Raw genomic sequence first — 18,211 nt, 5'->3', positions numbered from 1 at the left:
AAGCTCATTAATTTCAATTAGTTAAAAGAGCACTTGGCTATTTTTGATAAATTTGCGGGGTTTTATGTTGCAAACTAGCAACAAAGGGTAAAGCTAAGTTTTTAAATACAATAAAAACAGCTAGTTACATAAGAGAAAAAAGCTACAATTTTCGGCGTAAATTGTAAGAATGAAGTTTTATCGAAAAAAGAGACTAAATTTTAGCCATGAGGGGAGCTAACGCATTAAAATAACTCACTCGTAAAACTAATCTATACAACTGATTTTTATAGAAAATAAAAATTATTTTTTGAAGTTTTAAAAAATATGACTGCCACTCAAGTAAAAAATGGCCATTTGTTGCTATTAAGCGAAAGTGCTTATTCTAATGGCAGCTCAAGCATCGCGGGATCGATAAAGTGCTCTTTCATAAATGCCTTCATTTCATCTTCACTGGCTAGAAGTTTAATACCACAATTAACTCCCGCGGCGTGTTCTTTTACACTGCATATTTCGCCAGTAAATGATTTATTGTTGGTATCAACCGTCACCGTGCATTGCATATCTTTAATATTTTCATCGTTTTGATCGCCGCGTACATCAAACATCACCCCGGTAAGCGAGATGTCTTTAATCACCCCTTCAAGTACTCTATCGTCACTGAGAGTTAATTTTGCAGGTAATAAGGTAGGTATGCGTGTTTGCGCGCGCAGTGCAAATAACTGCACTTGCGTAGGGTAATTAATAAAAATGAGCCTAGCAGGGTGTGAGGCAACCGACATAAGCTGCTGCCTAAATGCTATTACTTGTCCGCCACTGCCTTCTATAACCGCTCTTACCACCACCATTACACCATCACGTAGGTAATCACTTGCAGCAGGTAAACGCTTTGAACTTGGGTAATTTAAAATAATAAATTTATTTTCTAGCAAGCCAATAAACTCTGTTTTTACGCGTTTACTACTGGTAGGCGTAACAATTTCCAAGTCGACCAATCGCCCTGTTGTTAACTGGTGTAATTTATCTAAATTAGAATGTGGCATGCCTGTTCCTAAGCATCATTTATATATTATTACCCACGCCAAAAGGTCGGCGTAAATAGCACGAGTAAGGTGAATATTTCTAAGCGACCAAATACCATGGCAATGGTTAATAGCCATTTGGCACCATCGCTCACCGCCCCATAATGCGAGGCAACATCACCTAAGCCTGGGCCTAAATTATTTAAACACGCCGCCGTAGCAGAGAACGCGGTAATGTTGTCCATGCCGGTTCCCATTAGTGCCAGCATTATAATAATAAACACCAACGCGTACGCTGAGAAAAACCCCCAAACCGCTTCAACTACTTTATCGGGCAGGGCTTTACGACCAAGCTTAATAGAGTATATAGCACGTGGGTGCACTAAGCGGTTAAGCTCACGTATGCCTTGTAGGTAAAGTAAAAACACGCGTACAACTTTCATACCGCCACCGGTTGAACCTGCACAGCCACCTATAAAGCTCGAAAAAATAAGCAATATAGGTAAAAACAGCGGCCAAGTAGAAAAGTTATCGGTGGCAAAACCGGCTGTGGTACTCATAGAAACCGCCTGAAATAAGGCCTGATCGAGGGTTTCATCGCCATCGGCAAATATTTCGTTAGATGAGAGCACCGTAAAACAAATAACCACCAGCGCTAACTGTACCAGTAAAAAAACTTTAAATTCAGGGTCGCGAATGTATACCTGAATATTACGACTCGCTACCGCCGCGTAATGCAGTGAAAAGTTAACCGCAGCAATAATTAAAAAGAAAACACATATAAAGTTAATGACAGGGCTATCAAAGTGCCCTATTGAGGCATCGTAAGTAGAAAAACCGCCAATCGCCACTGTAGAAAACGCATGGCATATAGCATCAAACCACTCCATACCTGCCGCCCAATACGCCAACATACAGGTTACCGTTAACGACACATAAATGTACCAAAGGTGCTTTGCGGTATCGGCAATACGGGGGGTCATTTTTGAATCTTTTACCGGGCCTGGGATCTCAGCTCGGTATAACTGCATGCCACCGACCCCAAGCATGGGCAGTATAGCAACAGCAAGTACAATGATACCCATACCGCCAAACCACTGTAATTGCTGGCGATAAAACAAAACAGACTTAGGCAGGTATTCAATTCCGGTAAGTACAGTGGCCCCAGTGGTTGTAAGGCCAGAGAAGGCCTCAAATACTGCATCGGCCATAGACAAATTAGGTTCTTGCAAAAAAATCAGCGGTAACGATGCAAACGCCCCTAGTACCAGCCAAAACAGTACAACAATTAAAAAGCCTTCGCGTGCTTTTAAGTCGCCGTTTTCATGCCTGTTTGGGTAATAAGCTGTTAAACCAATAACCACACTAAATATAAACGCTAATACAAAAGGAACACCACCACCATCTTTATAAAATAAAGACACCACCGCAGGCGGCACCATGGTAATACTAAACAGCGCAACAAGTTGGCCAAGGATTTTTATGATGGTACGAAATTGCATGTAGCTTATCGCTTTTATTATTAGTAAATATAAGTGTGTAAGTTATTGTCTTACTCTTTGATAGTTAACTCAACTGCGCCATGGCTTAAATCAAAAATATCTTTAATGGCCTGTTTTGCTTGGCGGCTATCAATAGTAATAACCCATTCAATATTAGCAGTAAATTGTTTTTCTATATTAAGTACTTGATAATTGGTTTTTAACAATTGCTCTATTGCGCCCTGCATGCTGTATTCACTCTGGCCTACAATCTCGATACTCGGTACTTTAGTCACCGTTTTTAGCTGCGAAAGTGCATTATTAAGCGACCCACCATAGGCACGCACTAACCCACCGGTGCCCAGCTTTATACCGCCAAAATAACGGGTGACAACCGCAGTAATTTCGCCAAGTCCAGAACCCACCAGCACATTAAGCATGGGCTTTCCTGCGGTACCATTTGGCTCGCCATCATCAGAAAAACCATAAACATGGCTTCCGCCTGGGTTACCCGCTACGTGCGCCCAACAATTATGGCGAGCATCTGGGTACTTTTCTTCAATGCTTTTAATAAATGCTTTAGCAGCCTGTAGGTCTGGCGTATGCGCGATATGAACTATAAAGGTGCTTTTTTTAATTTCTTCTTGATGAAACATATCATCGGCGGGGAATTTATATTCAGACATAATTAAAGCTCAATTAAAAATGGGGCCAAAAGGCCCCTTTGCATTCGCGTATTTTAGCGCGTATTGGCGAGCTCGTCTTTATTAGCTTAATCGAGCGCTAAATCACGAGTCATATTTTCTAGGCTGTCTTCGTGAACAATAATATTGTCTTCAATACGAATACCGCCGTATGGTTTTAACGACTCGATTTTTTCCCAGTTAATAAACTGCTTACTGTCGGTTTGCGCTAAATCACCTAATAATGAGTCTATAAAGTAAAGCCCTGGCTCAATAGTAAATACTTGGTTTTTCTCTATTTTACGAGTACAACGCAAGAATGGGTGCCCTTCTGGCGATGGCTGGTGGGTGCCTTTATCATCACGCATAAAGCCGCCCATATCGTGCACTTGTAAGCCAAGGTGATGGCCCAAGCCATGAGGGAAAAATGTTGAGGTAATTTTACGTTCCACAATTTCTGTTGCGGGTAAGTTTACAATATTGAAGTCGCTAAGAATTTGCGCAATACGGTTATGACAATCAACGTGTAAATCGCCATATAACATGCCAGGCTTTAATGCGTTGCCTAGCTCAATTTGTATTGCCGTCATAGTTTGTACTAGTTCAGCAAACTCGCCCTGTTTTTTAAAATCGTACGTACGGGTTATATCTGCGGCATACCCATTAAAGTTTGCGCCAGCATCGATTAAAAACGAATTATGAGTAAGCGGTGCTTTTGGCTCAAAATGTGTGTAATGCAAAATAGCGCAGTTTTCGTTAAGCGCTACTATGTTGCCATACGGCATTTCGTTTTCGCTTTGGCGTGTAGCCATAAGGTACGCTTGCTGAATATCAAATTCGCTACCACCATTATAAAACGTATCGCGTGCTGCTTTATGTCCATCTACCGCGATGCGGTTTGCTTGGCGTAAACATTCAAGCTCGTACTGCGTTTTATAAGCGCGGTTATAATGAAAATAGTTAAGTACCGGCTCAGGGTTCATAATACTAAAGCCAAGCGCTTGCGCTACCTCTAGGTATTCGCCCATGTAAGCGTATTTAGCTTTATCGTAAGGTAATAGTTTTTCAACTTGATCAGGCTGTAGCAATAATTCTATATCAAAGTACTCAGCCCAAAAATCACGCGGCTCATCTGGTACTTTGTGCCAAAAATCAACTGGGCGGTAAAAAATAAGCTTCGGTTTATCGCTACCATTTACCACAATCCAACAATGTGGATTATCAATAACAGGAAGCCATGCTTTAAAGTGTGGATTAACTTTAAATGGGTAATACATGTCGTCTAAAAACTGGCGCTTAGCTTGGCCTGAGTGAATAACTAAACCCTCGAGCCCTTCACGGTCACAAATTGTACGCGTACGTTGTTGTAATGTGGCAATATGCTCTGCATATAAAACGGCTAATTTATCCATTGTTAATCCATCTGTTAAATTTAACTTGCTTTGAGTCTACCACTTAAACGTAAAGCGCTCAAAAAAGGGGGATATTTAACATGTAAATATCCCCCTAATACTTATACCCATCGTGTTACGTTATTAGCCCTTTATTTAGCACGCTAGAATGGCTAAATATTTTAGGCAATTGGTATTACATAATTTACCCGCCCATTTTCATGTTGAGTAACGGCGCGAGCACGTTTCCTTCTCGGCCCATCCGGGTGTGATAAACCTGGCGATAAGCAAACACATTTTTTACGTAATCTCGCGTTTCTCTATACGGGATCAGCTCAACCCATAGCTCTGCAGGTATGGCTTCGTCAGGTAACCAGCGTTTAATACGATGATACCCTGCGTTGTAAGAAGCCGTAGCAAGTATTTCATTCCCTTTGTTTTTCTTTTTTAAGTACTGCAAGTAACTAGTACCTAAGCGTATATTGGTTTTAGGTTGGTACAAACGCGTACTCGATACCCTTGCTTTGTTAACGTATTCTGCCGTACTAGGGAGTAATTGCATTAAACCACGCGCATTTGCATGCGAACGCGCATCTGGTGCAAACGAGCTTTCGCGCCGTGCAATTGCAATACTCCACGCGGGGTCTATTTTGCTGCGTTTACTGTAGCGCTCAAATATATCTTGAAATGCAAACGGAAAACGCAGTTCAACATAATCCCATGCTTTAATTTTAGCTAACGTGAAAATAACGTTATCGTGCCAATTGTTTTGCGCTGCAACCTTTGAGGCAGCTAGTTTTTCTTCATCAGTAGAGGTGTTCGTTAAGTAATTCCATTCTCTGCGAGCAGAGGTAAAACGCTCGAGTTCGTAAAGTGCTTTTGCACGTTTAAAGCCCGGCGCATTCTTCACCTTCTCTACTAATTTTTGATCAACCTGCAAAGGCTGATTGTTTAAATCAACCGGCAGCCCTAATCGTGCCGCCGCTAAAAAGCCATAGTAATCGCGGTTAGCGGCCACTTTAGTCCAAATTTCGTCTGCTTTTTGTTGCTCGCCTCGCTTAGCATAGCTATAAGCAAGCCAATATTGCTGGCCTAAACTTAAATCGTCTTTACCTGTAAAAAAAGCCGCTATGCCTTCCCAGTCTTGAGTTTTAAGCATATTACCAAGTTGCCACTGAATTAACTTTCGGTCTTGTCGCGCCTTTGGCACCTTATTAAGCCAAAAACTAGCCTGCTTATGCCCACTTGAAGCAAGCGATAAAGCAAACGTGTAATATAAATCTGCTTTTTCTTCATCGCTGTAGGTAAACATTTTTTCTAGCTTTTGCCAGGCTCTTAAAGCCAGCGCTTTATCGCGCCAAATTAAACGCTTAACACCATAAATGGCTATTTGCGCTTCTTTTGCCGACTTAGTTTTATAACGATACAAGCCTGCGGCCGCACTAGGGTCGCGGCGTACTTTTAAGTATAAATCGGCTAAGTAACGCTCGTTTTTAGGTAACAACGTTTTTAAATAAGGGAGTAAACTTTGCGTACCGCCCTGCGCTGCAAGCGTTATGCGCTTCCATACAAGCTCATTATTTAAATAACCTTTTTTGCGCCAAAGCGAAAATAGCGGGTCGCATTCATTCGGTTGCGACTTACCCACCGTCCATAAATCGGTAACCTGATTAAAAATGGCTTTTTCTGGCGCCCCTAAATCAAGCTGAAAATCTAAAAACGTGCATGTTAGCGCCGCGTTAGACGTTTCTCGGTAGTTTTTTATATAAGCCGCTTTTTTATTGTTTTTTTCAAGATACTCTAACCACGCTTTGCGTACCGGCCACTCAAGCGGGGTATGTTCATAAATGGTTAGGTAATCTTCAATTTCGCTTTGGTATTTAAAATTGGGATGGTGTTGCCAATATGTTTTTTCGACATACGGCTTTAGCGGGTGGTCTAACCCGTTTATTGCTTCTTTAAAGTCTTGGTAGCTTCCATAGCGCACTTTTTTTTCAGCATCTAAAAACGCGTCATTATCGATACTCGCTTGGGCAGAACTAAAAGGAAGAATAAAGGCAGCTGCCACAGCGCTTAATAAAAATTTTTTCATAATATCCTTTAGGTTTAACGACCTGTCAGGGTTAATAATTTCCAGTTTGAGACACTAAAACAATAATGAGAGTGCCTTTAATAAAGTATGAACAACATTTAATTTACGCACTCATAATAATTAATGAGTACCTTTAGCACATTCCAGTACACCTTAGCACCAAACCAGCTATATTTTAACCAACCGTTTGTAACCGAGTTAAATTTTTCGTTGCATTTTAATTTTAAAGCAAGCACACTGGTCGAAATGCAAACTCATCGTACCAGTCTTAGTTCGTCAACTAGGGAGAATAATAATGTTATATAAAAGCGATTCCTTTGAAGTTAGCTTCCTAAAGGAAAACATCGCCGAGTTTAAGTTTTGTGTTGCAGGTTCTGTAAACACACTATCTCAGCAAACTCTTTCAGATTGTGCAGCAGCATTAAAAGAATTAGCGTCTAATTCTGATATCAAAGGCATGATTTTCACCAGTGATAAAGATCACTTTATTATTGGTGCAGATATCTTCGAATTTTTACCAACATTTACTAAACCAGAAGAAGAATTAGTAACGTGGATCAAAAACGCAACCGACGTTTTTGACGCAATCGAAGATTTACCATTCCCTACTCTTAGCGCTATAAATGGCTTGGCACTTGGCGGCGGCTGTGAGTGGGCACTTGCTACCGATTATCGCGTTGCAAGCGAAACTGCTAAAATGGGCTTACCAGAAGTTAAACTAGGTATAATGCCTGGTTTTGGTGGCACAGTGCGCTTACCACGCATTATTGGCGCAGATAACGCCATGCTTTGGATTACCTCAGGCAAAGAAAACCGTGCCACTGATGCCCTAAAAGTAGGTGCGTTTGACGCGGTAGTTAGTGCTGACAAACTTTTAGAGTCAAGCCTAGCAACACTTGAATTAGCAATTGCCGGCAAACTAGATTGGCAAGCAAAACGCGATATTAAACTTCAGCCACTTAAATTAAACCGTGTTGAGCAAGGCATGAGCTTTGCGATGGCAGAAGGTATGGTAATGGGTAAAACCAAAGGCCACTATCCTGCTCCGGTTATGGCAGTTCGCACTATTAAAGCAGCGGCCAACTGTACTCGCGATGAAGCAATGGCAATCGAAAATGCTAACTTTGCAAAACTTGCGCGCACTAACGAAGCAGCTGCACAAACCGGTATTTTCTTAAATGACCAGTTTATTAAAGGCAAAGCACGTAAACTTGCTAAGCACAGCGATGTTGAAATTAAACAAGCGGCTGTATTAGGCGCAGGTATTATGGGCGGCGGTATTGCATACCAGTCAGCTTATAAAGGCACACCAATTGTAATGAAAGACATCCAACAGGATGCGCTAGATTTAGGTATGGGCGAAGCGTCTAAACTACTGGGTGCAAAAGTTAAACGCGGCCACATGCCAATGGAAAAAATGCTGGCAACGCTTAGCAAAATTAAGCCAACGCTTAACGATGCAGACCTACAAAGCGCCAACATTATTGTTGAAGCGGTTGTAGAAAACCCTAAAGTTAAGCAAGCGGTATTAGCTGACCTTGAAAAGAACATGCCAGAAGGCACGGTACTTACATCAAACACATCGACTATTTGCATAGACTTACTTGCAGAAGCGTTAGATAAACCAGAAAATTTCTGTGGTATGCACTTTTTCAATCCAGTGCCAAAAATGCCATTAGTAGAAATTATCCGTGGTGCAAAAACTTCTGATAAAACAATTAACGCGGTAGTTGATTACGCCCTTAAACTTGGCAAGTCACCTATCGTTGTTAACGATTGCCCTGGCTTTTTTGTAAACCGAGTTTTATTCCCTTACTTTGCAGGCTTTAGCAAATTAGTTGTTGAAGGCGCTAACTTTGCAAAAGTAGATAAAGTAATGGAAAACGTATTTGGCTGGCCAATGGGCCCAGCTTACCTACTTGATGTTGTAGGTATTGATACGGCTTACCATTGTACTGGCGTAATGGCAGACGGTTTCCCTGAGCGTATGGCACGCGCAGAAAAAGATCCGGTGACTGTTTTTGCTAACGAAAAACGTTTTGGTCAAAAGAACAAAGCAGGTTTTTACAAGTACGAAACAGACCGTCGTGGTCGTCTTAAAAAATCAACCGATGCAACAGCAGTTGAGCTACTAGCGCCAATTACTGATGCACCGAAAGAATTTGATAAACAAGAAATTATCGACCGTTGTATGATCCCAATGATCAACGAAGTGCTTCTTTGTTTACAAGAAGGCATTGTTGCTTCTCCTCAAGAAGCTGATATGGCCCTTGTATACGGCGTTGGTTTCCCTCCATTTAGAGGCGGCGCGTTCCGTTACTTAGATCAAACAGGTTTAGCTAACTTTGTTGCAGCAGCAGACAAATATGCTCACCTAGGTGCGATTTACCAAGTATCAGAGCAAACTCGCAAATGGGCCGAAGAAGGTCGTGTTTTCTATAAGGTGGAAGGTTAATATCATGAATAATCCAGTAATTGTAGATTGTATCCGCACACCAATGGGTCGCTCAAAAGGCGGCGTATTTAAAAACAAGCGTGCAGAAGATTTAAGTGCTCACCTTATGAAAGGGTTATTAGAGCGCAACCCAGCAGTTGACCCTGCATCAATTGACGATATTTATTGGGGCTGTGTACAGCAAACATTAGAGCAAGGCTTTAACGTTGCACGTAACGCATCGTTACTTGCAGGTATTCCACACTCAGTACCTGCTACAACCGTTAACCGTTTATGTGGCTCGTCAATGCAAGCATTGCATGACGCAGCACGCGCTATTATGACAGGCGCTGGCGACACTTACCTTATTGGTGGTGTTGAGCACATGGGTCACGTTCCAATGACTCACGGTAACGATTTTCACCCAGGCTTAGCTACATCAATTGCACAAGCATCTGGTTCTATGGGCTTAACAGCTGAATACCTTGCTACTATTCACGGAATTAGCCGCCAGCAGCAAGACGAATTTGCATACCGCTCACATCAACGTGCACATGCTGCAACAGTTGAAGGCCGTTTCCGCCGCGAAATTTTAGCAATGGAAGGTCACGCAGCTGATGGCTCTTTAATTTTAGTTGAAGATGATGAAGTAATTCGCCCTGAAACAACGGTTGAAGGTTTATCTCAGCTTCGCCCAGTATTTAACCCGGCTTCTGGCTCGGTTACTGCGGGTACGTCTTCTGCTCTTTCTGATGGCGCATCAGCCATGTTAGTAATGAGCGAAGAAAAAGCGAAAGAGCTTGGCTTACCAATTCGTGCACGCGTTAAAGCAATGGCTGTTGCCGGTTGCGATCCATCAATCATGGGTTACGGCCCAGTACCAGCAAGTAAAAAAGCACTTGCACAAGCTGGTATTACTATTGATGACATTGACGTAGCAGAGCTTAACGAAGCATTTGCAGCACAATCACTGCCTGTACTTAAAGACTTAGGTTTAGCAGACGTGGTTGATGAAAAAGTGAATTTAAACGGCGGCGCAATCGCACTTGGTCACCCACTAGGTTGTTCAGGTTCGCGTATTAGCACCTCGCTTATTCACTTAATGGAAGATAAAAATGCAAAATATGGTCTAGCCACTATGTGTATTGGTTTAGGCCAAGGCATCGCGACTGTATTTGAACGTGTTCAAGACTAAGTATTAACTTCAACATGTAAACCATCTTGGTGATTAAAAAGGCGAACTAGCGCAAGTTAGTTCGCCTTTTTTTATGCCACCAGCTTATTGCTGATATGAATAATGTGATCGGGTGTATTAAATTTAAACCAGATTATTTTTTACTGTATTACGCTTACCCGTTATATGCAAAACAGTTAACCAAACAGATTAATTGCGCTAAACTACCCGACCAAACCAAGCCGCGACTATTTTTACAGGTAACTTTTTATGAGCTTTGATAATCCCGATCACCAATTAGACGCCATGGGCCTACGCTGCCCAGAACCTGTAATGATGTTACGCGCTGCAATTCGTAAGATGAACGACGGTGAAACGTTATTAATTACCGCTGATGACCCATCAACCACTCGCGATATTCCAAGTTTTTGTACATTTATGGATCACACGCTGGTGGCCACAGACGCCGATGAAGCACCGTATAGGTATGTGGTGAAGAAAGGTTTATAGGTTTGAAAGTTGGTTTAGTAAGTTGGGTTATTTTTGAATATTTAACGCATCGTTAAGAACTTAAACCAGATGTAGGTTGGGTTGAGTTTTACGAAACCCAACTTGTTTTATAACACCGAAATTTTATTCATCATACAAAGTGGTTGAATCATTATTGCACTCCCAATCTTGGCTTAGTTTTGAATTTTTAACGTATTGATGAAAGCTTGAAAATGGCCAATCACTCACTTTAATAACATGGTTATGTTTCACCGGGTTGTAGTGAATATAATTAATATGATTATTTAAGTCTTCTTCATCTCTAATTTTATGTTCCCAATAGCGACGCTGCCAAATCCCGCGCTCTCCTTTCGCTATACGACTTTTATTACAAAACTCTGTTGCTGGCAGCTCTCGAGAAAAACCTGATTTTATAAGTCGCCAACGCATTGCGTAATTACTATCACCTTTAGGTAATTGCCAAATAGCATGAAGGTGATCGGGCATGATAACAATTGCAATCGTCTTTATTGGATGCTTTTTTGCCACCTTTGAATATACACGGCGTAATAACTCTATATTTTCCACAAGCAAAGGCTGAGATCTATCTTCTAAATTTACCGTAAAAAAATAACATGCGCCCGCCTCTAACATACGTTTATAACGCATATTTTTATCCATAAAATAAACAGATAAATAAGAGTATAGATTAGTTTTGTTAATTATAATCAAGACAAGTTTAAGCCAAGCTTATCCACGATATTGTTGCATACTCTAGCAACCACAAAAGCGTATTCCTGGCGTAGGTTGGGTTGAATTTTCGAAACCCAACGTATTTGATAACCACCAGCACAGTTCTATTCGCCGCATGTGTTGGGTTTCGTTTCACTTTACCCAACCTACTTAAAATCTACTTATCCATTATCGCGCTTTTGATTTACGACTGTAATTAATACTAACTAAGCTCATTAATTTGATTGTATATTTATAGCATTCAATAAAAATTATTATTGATGTACGTTGGGTTGAGTTTTACGAAACCCAACGTATTTGATAACCAGCAGAACAGTTTTATTCGCCGCACATGTTGGGTTTCGTTTCACTCTACCCAACCTACTTAAAATCTACTTATCTTTTATCGCGCTTTTGATTTACGACTGTAATTAAGACTAACTAAGTTCATTAATTTGATTGGATATTTATAGCAATCAATAAAAATTATTATTGATGTAGGTTGGGTTGAGTTTTCGAAACCCAACGTATTTGATAACCAGCAGATCAGTTTTATTTGCCGTACATGTTGGGTTTCGTTTCACTCTACCCAACCTACAACGTCCTTGTCGCAAATCTATAAGCCCACTCGGGCAGCTAAAAGCTGACAGCTCCCAACTGACAGCTATTTCTTAGTAATCGTCACTTTCGGCTTATCGTAGTCACTGTAATCAATACTTACTATGTATGTGCCTTTTATTGCAGGTGAGTAACTGAAGTAATTATAAATAGTATTACAGTCTGCAAGTACGGGTTGGCCGAGCGTTAGTTTTTGCCCTGCAGGTTGGGCATCGCTGTAGCCGCAGTTGTAGCCTTCACTAAAATCTGCATCGGCTATTTTAAATTCGTACACTTTACCTGGGGTGCTAAATTTAACTTCTGCTTGGTAAAGCGCGCCGCCCACAGGCATAAACTGGTACTGAGGCTCTGCATCCCAAAGCGTAAAATCGCCTCTTAGGTAAATTGTTTTATCCAGCTCTTGCTGTGGCAGTACGTCGTTAATAGACACTTGGCTAGTACACGCTGTGAGTAAGCCGGCTATGGCAAGCGTAAGAATTCGTTTCATTGGCATCATTAATGGGTTTCCTTCGTTCTGTTAAAACTAAAAAGCCAGCAATACGCTGGCTTTTTATTGGCTTAAGCGGTGTTATTTTTGTAGTACAGATATATCTGCAATATCTAAAAATAAGCGGCTTAACTGGCTTAATAGTGCGAGGCGATTTTGCTTTACAGCTTCATCGTCGGCCATAACCATGACGTTGTCAAAAAAGTTATCAACACTTTGGCGAATACCTGCCAATTGGCTTAATGCCTCTTGGTAGTTTCCATCAGCGTAAAGTGGTGCAAGCTCAGTCGCAAATTTTGCTACTTGTGATGCTAATACTTTTTCAGCGTCGTCGCTTAATAGGCTCTCATCAACATCACCTTCGGTGGTAATGTTATTTTTAGCTAGTATGTTACCTACACGCTTATTCGCTGCTGCAAGCGCTTCTGCGGCGTCTAACGTACGGAAGTGGCTTACTGCTTTAACACGACGGTCAAAGTCAGTAGGTTTAGTAGGACGACGTGCCAGTACTGCTTGAATAACATCTACTTCAATGCCTTCGTCTTGGTACCATGCGCGGAAGCGCCCTAGCATAAAGTCAAATACGTCGGTTGATACATTTAGGTTAGTAAGCTTTTCGCCAAACAGTGTTTGTGCTTTTGCTACTAGGTCTAAAATATCAAGCGGTAGCTCTTTTTCTACCATGATACGCAGTGCACCAATGGCAGCACGACGAAGTGCAAATGGGTCTTTGTCACCTTTTGGTGCTTGGCCTATACCAAAAATACCCACCAGCGTATCAAACTTATCTGCAATTGCTACTGCACAGCTGATTAGGTTTGTAGGTAAATTGTCACCTGCAAAACGCGGCATGTATTGCTCGTTTTGTGCAATAGCTACATCTTCTGCTTCGCCATCAAAGCGTGCATAGTGCATACCCATTACACCTTGCACGTCGGTAAATTCCATTACCATTTCGGTCATTAAGTCTGTTTTACTTAATAGGCCAGCACGTTTTGCAAGGTCTTTGTCGGCGCCTAGTTGCTCTGCAATGTAGCCGGCAAGTTCGCTAATACGTACAGATTTATCTTTAAGCGTACCTAATTGCTTTTGGAATAAAACAGTATCAAGTGACTCTAAGCGACTTTCTAGGGTTTTCTTTTTATCTGTTTCAAAGAAGAACTGCGCATCAGCTAAACGTGGGCGCACTACTTTTTCGTTACCAGATATAACCACACTTGGATCTTTACTTTCGATGTTAGATACAAACAAAAACTTATTTAAAAGTTTGCCGTTTTGATCTAATAGCGGGAAGTATTTTTGATCGTCCTTCATGGTGTAAATTAGTGCTTCGGCAGGTACATCTAAAAATGCTTCTTCAAATGTTGCCGTTAACGTTACTGGCCACTCTACTAATGAAGTAACTTCTTCTAGTAAATCTTCATCCATTGCAACAACCGCATTCACTGCGCTTGCCGCTTCTTCTATTTGTGCACGGATTTGCGCTTTACGTTGTTCGTAATCAGCAATAACGTAGGCTGATTTTAATACGTCGAACACGTCATCTGCATGCTTAATAGTGATTTTTTCTGGATGATGAAAACGGTGGCCTTGTAACTGATTAGTTACTTGCTTACCTAAAATTTCGCCTTCAATAAGTTCATCACCAAATAAAATAGTTACGGTATGAACTGGGCGAATAAATTGTGTTTTATTCGCGCCCCAACGCATTGGCTTAGGTATTGGCAGCTTTGCTAACGACTTTGCAATGGCATCGCTCATCAGCGTTTTGGTTTCTTGTCCTGCTACTTTAGCAATATGTAAAAGCCAAGCACCTTTGTCGGTTTCAAGAGTTTGTGCTTCACTTACGTCAATACCACAACCACGTGCCCAGCCCATTGCTGCTTTAGTTGGGTTACCTTCACTATCGAACGCTGCTTTAGTTGCAGGGCCACGCTTTTCTACTTCTTTATCTTGCTGCTTTGCTTCAAGCGCTTTTACTTGTAAACCTAAACGACGAGGCGATGCATACCAGCTTACGCCTTCATGCTCAAGCTCTAGTGTTTCAAGCTCTGCTGTTAAGTTTGCGGCAAAGGCTTCTGCTAATTTGCGCAGTGCTTTTGGTGGCAGCTCTTCGGTGCCAATTTCTACTAATAAATTTTGTGCTGACATGCTTACTTATCCTTACACAGCGGGAAACCAAGCGCTTCACGTGCATCGTAATAGCTTTGTGCACACGCTTTTGATAACGCTCGAACGCGTAAAATATAACGCTGACGTTCGGTTACTGAGATTGCATGACGCGCATCGAGTAAGTTAAACGCGTGCGATGCTTTCATTACTTGCTCGTAAGCAGGTAGTGGTAAATTTGCTTCTATTAGCTTTTGGCTCTCAGCTTCACACTTATCAAACTGTGCAAATAAGTCATCTACGTTTGCGTGTTCAAAGTTGTAAGTAGATTGTTCTACTTCATTTTGATGGAATACATCGCCGTAAGTTACACGCCCTAATGGACCGTCTGCCCATACTAGGTCGTATATACTGTCTACACCTTGAATGTACATTGCTAAACGCTCTAGGCCGTAAGTAATTTCACCGGTTACAGGAGAGCATTCTAAGCCCCCGACTTGTTGAAAGTAAGTAAACTGCGTTACTTCCATACCGTTTAGCCAAATCTCCCAACCTAAGCCCCATGCGCCTAGTGTTGGCGATTCCCAGTTATCTTCTACAAAGCGTACTTCGTGCGTTAGGGTATCAATTCCCATCGCTTCTAGTGAGCCTAAGTAAAGCTCTTGAATGTTATCTGGTGATGGCTTTAAAACTACCTGAAATTGGTAGTAATGCTGTAAGCGGTTTGGGTTTTCGCCGTAGCGGCCATCGGTAGGACGGCGACACGGTTGTACGTATGCGCTCGACATTGGCTCAGGGCCAATAGATTTTAAGAATGTTTGCGGGTGAAATGTCCCTGCGCCCACTTCCATATCAAGTGGTTGAATAATGACACAGCCTTGCTGCGCCCAATAATCCTGTAAAGCCAGGATCAAACCTTGAAAGGTTTTAACGTCATATTTTTGCATATTTGGCTTTTTACTATCTGAAAGTAGCGTGAAAATTACCCTCAGTATACCTTGTGCACACGCAGGTTTTAAGCAGTTTGTGCGGTTGTTAAAATAAAAAAGGAGCCATTAGGCTCCTTTTAAGATGTAAGTATAATTTTTTACACGTCTAAGTTAACTACACGAAGTGCGTTGGTTTCTATAAACTCACGACGAGGCTCAACTTGATCGCCCATTAATGTTGCAAACAATTGATCTGCCGCTACAGCATCTTCAATTGTTACTTGTAACATACGACGAGCGCTAGGATCCATTGTGGTTTCCCACAGTTGGCTAGGGTTCATTTCGCCTAATCCTTTATAGCGCTGAATATAGATCCCGCGCTTAGATTCTGCGATCAACCATTCCAAAGCATCCACAAAGTTATCAACAGGTTTTGTTTTCTCACCACGTTGAACATATGCGCCTTCTTTTAAGATGTTTGCGATCTTCGTGCCAGTAACAGCAATGCGTTGGTAGTCACGTGATGCAATAAAGTCGTAGTGTAATACGTGTGCTTTATCCACACCGTGCTGACGAATATTCACAACCGGGAAGTACAAGTTGCGCTCTGCATCATGCTCTGTTCCAGCGTGGAAAATTGTCGCATCTTCATCACGTTCAACTAAGTCATCAACAAGCTCTTTAGTCCACTCAATTACCTTAGCTTCGTTAGATAAGTCTTCTACTTTTAACTCGCTTTGGTAAATCAAACGTTCCATTACCGTATTAGGGTATTTACGTTTTAAGCGCTCAATGACTTTAACTGTGTTTTGGTAATCTTGTACTATTTGCTCAAGCGCTTCACCTTCAATTGCACTTGCATCTTCGCTTGTGTAAAGCGCTGCATTATTTAGTGCAAGTGATGTTAGGTACTCTACAAGTGCAGGATCGTCTTTAATATAACGCTCTTGCTTACCTTTTTTCACTTTATAAAGTGGCGGTTGTGCAATGTAAATATAACCACGCTCAACAATTTCTGGCATTTGGCGATAGAAGAATGTTAGTAGCAATGTACGAATGTGAGAACCATCCACGTCCGCATCGGTCATGATAATGATGCTGTGGTAACGTAGTTTTTCTGGGTCATATTCATCACGGCCAATACCACAACCTAGGGCTGTTATTAGCGTTGCTACTTCTTGTGAAGAAAGCATCTTATCAAAGCGTGCTTTCTCTACGTTCAAGATTTTACCTTTAAGTGGCAAAATTGCTTGGTTTTTACGATTACGACCCTGCTTGGCTGAACCGCCAGCTGAGTCACCCTCCACTATGTATAGTTCAGATAATGATGGGTCTTTTTCTTGGCAGTCAGCTAATTTACCAGGTAAACCTGCTAAATCCATAGCGCCTTTACGACGAGTCATTTCGCGGGCTTTACGGGCCGCTTCACGTGCTCGTGCTGCATCAATAATTTTACCAACAACAATTTTGGCATCCATTGGGTTTTCTAATAAGAAATCAGAAAACTTTTCAGCCATTGCTTGCTCAACCGCAGATTTAACTTCGCTTGATACTAGCTTGTCTTTAGTTTGTGATGAGAACTTAGGATCAGGTACTTTAACACTTACAACCGCAGTTAAGCCTTCACGCGCATCATCGCCCGTTGCATTACTGGTTGTTTTAGCTTTTTTGTTAAAGCCTTCTTTTTCCATGTAGTTATTAAGTGTACGTGTTAGCGCAGATCTAAAGCCGGCTAAGTGAGTACCACCATCACGTTGTGGAATGTTATTAGTAAAACAGTAAATGTTTTCTTGGAAGCCATCGTTCCACTGCATTGAAACTTCAACGCTAATACCATCTTCTTCACGCTCGTGAGTAAAATGGAATACACCTTTATGTACAGGTGTTTTATTGCGGTTTAAGTATTCAACAAACGCTTGAATACCGCCATCATATTTAAAGTGGTCGGTTTTATTTTCTTCGCGTTCATCAGATAAGATGATGCTTACACCAGAGTTCAAAAACGATAGCTCACGTAAACGCTTGGCTAAAATATCGTAATGAAAATCAAGGTTTGTAAATGTTTCGCCACTTGGCCAAAAACGCAGTTCAGTACCCGTAGTGTCAGCATCGCCAATAACAGCTAATGGAGCGTTAGGTACGCCCATGCTGTAAGTTTGCTCGTGCAATTTGCCTTCACGACGAATAGTAAGGGTTAGTTTTTCTGATAATGCATTTACTACCGATACACCAACACCGTGTAAGCCACCTGATACTTTATAAGAGTTATCATCAAACTTACCACCAGCATGAAGTACCGTCATGATAACCTCGGCGGCAGACACACCTTCTTCTTCATGGATAGAAGTTGGGATACCACGACCGTTATCTCTTACAGAGACTGAACCGTCTAAGTGAATCGTTACATAAATATCATCACAATGACCTGCTAGGGCTTCATCGATAGAGTTATCAACGACCTCAAACACCATGTGGTGTAAGCCTGTGCCATCATCGGTGTCCCCTATATACATTCCAGGACGCTTTCTTACTGCGTCTAATCCTTTAAGTACTTTAATACTCGACGAATCATAATTCTCAGACATGGTTAA

Annotated in this window: 13 protein-coding genes; 3 read left to right on the top strand and 10 right to left on the bottom strand. The window is 41.5% G+C overall.

All coding sequences use genetic code 11. The annotated features are described in order from the left end of the window. Positions 1-359: 359 nt before the first annotated feature. The 5 genes from NQT65_RS19500 to NQT65_RS19480 form a co-directional block, all read right to left on the bottom strand. A complete protein-coding gene (locus NQT65_RS19500; protein WP_256851886.1) occupies positions 360-1,022 on the bottom strand; it encodes a flagellar brake domain-containing protein in 663 nt (220 codons plus the stop codon). Positions 1,023-1,051: 29 nt separating this feature from the next. Continuing rightward, on the bottom strand, positions 1,052-2,503 hold the full coding sequence (locus tag NQT65_RS19495; protein WP_256851885.1) for a TrkH family potassium uptake protein: 1,452 nt from the start codon (positions 2,501-2,503) through the stop codon (positions 1,052-1,054). A gap of 50 nt (positions 2,504-2,553) precedes the next feature. After that, complete coding sequence (locus NQT65_RS19490; protein ID WP_256851884.1) at positions 2,554-3,168, bottom strand: YigZ family protein; 615 nt, start codon at positions 3,166-3,168, stop codon at positions 2,554-2,556. Positions 3,169-3,254: 86 nt separating this feature from the next. After that, positions 3,255-4,577, bottom strand: coding sequence for a Xaa-Pro dipeptidase (gene pepQ, locus NQT65_RS19485; protein ID WP_004588047.1), 1,323 nt, complete (start codon positions 4,575-4,577; stop codon positions 3,255-3,257). Between the two features lie 184 nt (positions 4,578-4,761). Continuing rightward, positions 4,762-6,648: a transglycosylase SLT domain-containing protein gene (locus NQT65_RS19480; RefSeq protein ID WP_126005377.1), complete on the bottom strand. Its 1,887-nt coding sequence runs from the start codon at positions 6,646-6,648 to the stop codon at positions 4,762-4,764. Positions 6,649-6,943: 295 nt separating this feature from the next. Between NQT65_RS19480 and fadB the strand changes: the two genes are divergently transcribed. The 3 genes from fadB (at position 6,944) to tusA (ending at position 10,766) form a co-directional block, all read left to right on the top strand. Then, on the top strand, positions 6,944-9,103 hold the full coding sequence (gene fadB / locus NQT65_RS19475) for a fatty acid oxidation complex subunit alpha FadB (RefSeq protein WP_256851883.1): 2,160 nt from the start codon (positions 6,944-6,946) through the stop codon (positions 9,101-9,103). Between the two features lie 4 nt (positions 9,104-9,107). Continuing rightward, a complete protein-coding gene (gene fadA, locus NQT65_RS19470; RefSeq protein ID WP_004588050.1) occupies positions 9,108-10,277 on the top strand; it encodes an acetyl-CoA C-acyltransferase FadA in 1,170 nt (389 codons plus the stop codon). A 249-nt stretch (positions 10,278-10,526) separates the two neighbouring features. Further along, positions 10,527-10,766 carry a sulfurtransferase TusA gene (tusA, locus tag NQT65_RS19465; protein WP_004588051.1) on the top strand — a complete coding sequence of 80 codons (240 nt, stop codon included), beginning with the start codon at positions 10,527-10,529 and terminating at the stop codon, positions 10,764-10,766. A gap of 123 nt (positions 10,767-10,889) precedes the next feature. On the opposite strand, the gene NQT65_RS19460 is transcribed toward tusA, so the two are convergent. The 5 genes from NQT65_RS19460 to gyrB form a co-directional block, all read right to left on the bottom strand. Beyond that, positions 10,890-11,414 (bottom strand): REP-associated tyrosine transposase, encoded by a 525-nt coding sequence (locus NQT65_RS19460; protein WP_126005373.1) that lies wholly within the window; start codon positions 11,412-11,414, stop codon positions 10,890-10,892. A gap of 727 nt (positions 11,415-12,141) precedes the next feature. Beyond that, entirely contained in the window at positions 12,142-12,591 is a 450-nt protein-coding gene (locus NQT65_RS19455; RefSeq protein ID WP_121636762.1) for an early set domain-containing protein, read from the bottom strand. Positions 12,592-12,663: 72 nt separating this feature from the next. Beyond that, positions 12,664-14,733: a glycine--tRNA ligase subunit beta gene (glyS, locus tag NQT65_RS19450; RefSeq protein ID WP_256851882.1), complete on the bottom strand. Its 2,070-nt coding sequence runs from the start codon at positions 14,731-14,733 to the stop codon at positions 12,664-12,666. Positions 14,734-14,735: 2 nt separating this feature from the next. Further along, on the bottom strand, positions 14,736-15,638 hold the full coding sequence (gene glyQ, locus NQT65_RS19445; RefSeq protein ID WP_004588055.1) for a glycine--tRNA ligase subunit alpha: 903 nt from the start codon (positions 15,636-15,638) through the stop codon (positions 14,736-14,738). Positions 15,639-15,778: 140 nt separating this feature from the next. Then, positions 15,779-18,205 (bottom strand): DNA topoisomerase (ATP-hydrolyzing) subunit B, encoded by a 2,427-nt coding sequence (gene gyrB, locus NQT65_RS19440; RefSeq protein ID WP_138685633.1) that lies wholly within the window; start codon positions 18,203-18,205, stop codon positions 15,779-15,781. Between the last annotated feature and the right edge of the window lie 6 nt (positions 18,206-18,211).

Origin of the sequence: Pseudoalteromonas agarivorans, assembly GCF_024518735.1 — a bacterium.
Classification (GTDB): Bacteria; Pseudomonadota; Gammaproteobacteria; order Enterobacterales; family Alteromonadaceae; genus Pseudoalteromonas; species Pseudoalteromonas atlantica.
This window is presented reverse-complemented; position numbering and strand designations above follow the sequence as displayed.